The 2478-nt window shown below is 31.2% G+C and carries 2 protein-coding genes; both read right to left on the reverse strand.

The features are described from left to right. Positions 1 to 132: 132 nt before the first annotated feature. Positions 133 to 1362: a phosphoglycerate kinase gene (locus tag Q0138_RS07695; protein ID WP_297982951.1), complete on the reverse strand. Its 1230-nt coding sequence runs from the start codon at positions 1360 to 1362 to the stop codon at positions 133 to 135. Between the two features lie 17 nt (positions 1363 to 1379). Then, complete coding sequence (gene tpiA / locus Q0138_RS07700) at positions 1380 to 2048, reverse strand: triose-phosphate isomerase (protein WP_297982954.1); 669 nt, start codon at positions 2046 to 2048, stop codon at positions 1380 to 1382. Positions 2049 to 2478: the final 430 nt, after the last annotated feature.

Raw genomic sequence — 2478 nt, forward strand, 5'->3', positions numbered from 1 at the left:
GAATTAAAATTCTAAAAACTAATTTAAATTATTAAAAAATAGAAAAGAAATAAAAAATTAAAAATAAATAAAATTAAAAATAAATAAAATTAAAAAAATATAGAAAAAAATAATTAATTAAAATATAAATAATTAATTTTCTTTAAATAATTCAGCTGATTTTTCAAGAGCTTCAACTGCAGCCAATGATTTTCCTGCCAACATATTAATAGAAGCTCCTCCACCACTACTGATATGATCCATTCTATCACCATAGCCTAAATTAACAGTAGCGGCTGCAATATGTCCACCGCCAATGATTGAAAAACCATCAGATGATGCAATTGCATTAATAATATCCTCTGTACCTATAGCAAATTTAGGATTTTCAAATACTCCTGCAGGACCATTGGCAAAAATGGTTTTAGCACTTCTGATAATCTTGGAATAATTAATCAGGGATTTTCTGCCAATATCAAAAATTGAAGCGTCAGGAATGTTTTCAATTGTTACATCAGCCCTATCATTTTGGACACTGATTGCAACATCTTCAGGATAAACGATCTTGTCCCCAAACCTTTCAATAAGTTCCCTGCATTTTTCAACCATGTCCGCATAGCCTCTAGCCCTTATGAAATTTTTATTTGTGGATTTTATATCATATCCTGCAGCCCAAATAAATATATTTGCAACAAGACCGGAAACAAGGACATAATCCGCTGTACCGTTTTCCAAAACGTTTTCAGTCACCATAATTGAATCGTCAGCCTTCATGCCGCCCAATGCAAAAACACAAGGGTGTTGAACATTTTCCAAAGCATCACCAATAACAGTCAATTCCTTTTCCATTACCCTTCCTGCAGCAGACGGAACTGTTTGTGTAAAACCGACCAATGATGTTTGGGACCTGTGAGCTGCAGCAAATGCATCATTAATGAATAAATCAACCAATGGAGTTAATGTCTTAACAAGAACAGAACTTGCTTCCTCCTCAGGTGAACGTTTCAATTGTTCCTCTGAAAAGAATCTGACATTTTCAAGAAGTAAAATTTCACCAGGATTCAAGGATTGGATAGCATCCCTTGCCTTTGATGAAAAGACAGAATCAACATACTTAACTTCCAAGCCTACAGCGTTTGACAAAACAACTGCATGTTGTTCCAATGTAGTAAAATCCTTTTTACCCGGACGACTTTGGTGAGCCAATATAACGGTTTTTGCACCTTTGGAAGACAATTCCCTAATGGTTTCGGCATGCAATTTCATACGGGTGTCATCCAAGATAATTCCAGAATTAGGATCCACCGGAGAATTGATGTCAATTCTCATCAAAACGGTTTTGTCTCTTACTTCAAAGTCATCAATTGTATTAAATTTAGCCATACTTTCACTCAATTTCTCTAAATTTTACTTACTAAATCTAATAAAGCATCCTTAGGACTTTCAGCCTTAATGATTCCAGAAGCTAAAAGAACACCTTCTGCACCAAGTTCAATAGCTGCAGCCATATCATCACCAGTTGAAATTCCAGCACCGCAAAGAACCTGAACATCTTCATTAATGGATTTAACCTTTGAAACACTTCCTTCAACCACTTCAGGTTCAGCCTGAGACACAGGTATCCCAGTACCGATAAGTTCAGGAGGCTCAACAGCAACATAACTAGGTGCAAGAGTTGCAGCTGCCATACTAGTTTCAATGTTATTGGTACAGACACAGGAAATCAAATCAGCATCTTTTGTCTTTTGGACAATTTCTGCAATATCTGCAAGTGTCATTCTACATTCAGAATGATTTAATAAGCTTCCATCAACACCATTTGCCAGAAAACTTTCAAATAAATTGCTTCCAGTATGACCTCCGGGAGAGACTGCATCAATATGTTGAGCTAAGACAGGAACATTGGTTTCAGTTTTAATTCTGTAAATATCAATAGCTTGTGGAACAGCTACCATTGAAACGCCTGATTCCTCTTCAGCACTTTCTAAAGCTTTAGCTAGCTCCAATGCCTTTTCCCCACTAGATTCCAAATAAGTTTTAAAGTTCAATACAACAACAGGTGTTTTAATACTCAAATTAAATCCTCCTAAAATAAATCAATTCAATCAAATTCAATTTTAATAAAAATAATTCAATTAAATATAATTAAATTAATAAATCAGTACAAATAAATATATTTAAATAATTATTAAGCAACTATTTATTATTAATAAAATATTTATAATTAATTATATTTAAATTATTTTAAAAATTGTCATTGAATTAAAAAAACAAAATTAAAACACCTTAAAAAGAGATTTGACCATTTAATATTTAAAATATTTAAAAGAAAATAAAAGCAATGAAAAATATACATTTAAATGAAAATTATCAATAAAATATTTTAAAAATAATATTTCAATTAAATAAAATCTCAATTAAATAAAATCAAATTGATAAATAAAAAAAAAATAAAAATAAAAAAAAATTAAATTAAATAAAATAATTTAAATTAAATAA

The organism is uncultured Methanobrevibacter sp. (assembly GCF_937906425.1).
Lineage (GTDB): Archaea > Methanobacteriota > Methanobacteria > Methanobacteriales > Methanobacteriaceae > Methanobrevibacter.

Excerpts from the sequence above, each read along its gene's own strand:
- Q0138_RS07695 (WP_297982951.1), bottom strand. The coding sequence starts at position 1,362 with ATGGCTAAATTTAATACAATTGATGACTTTGAAGTAAGAGACAAAACC.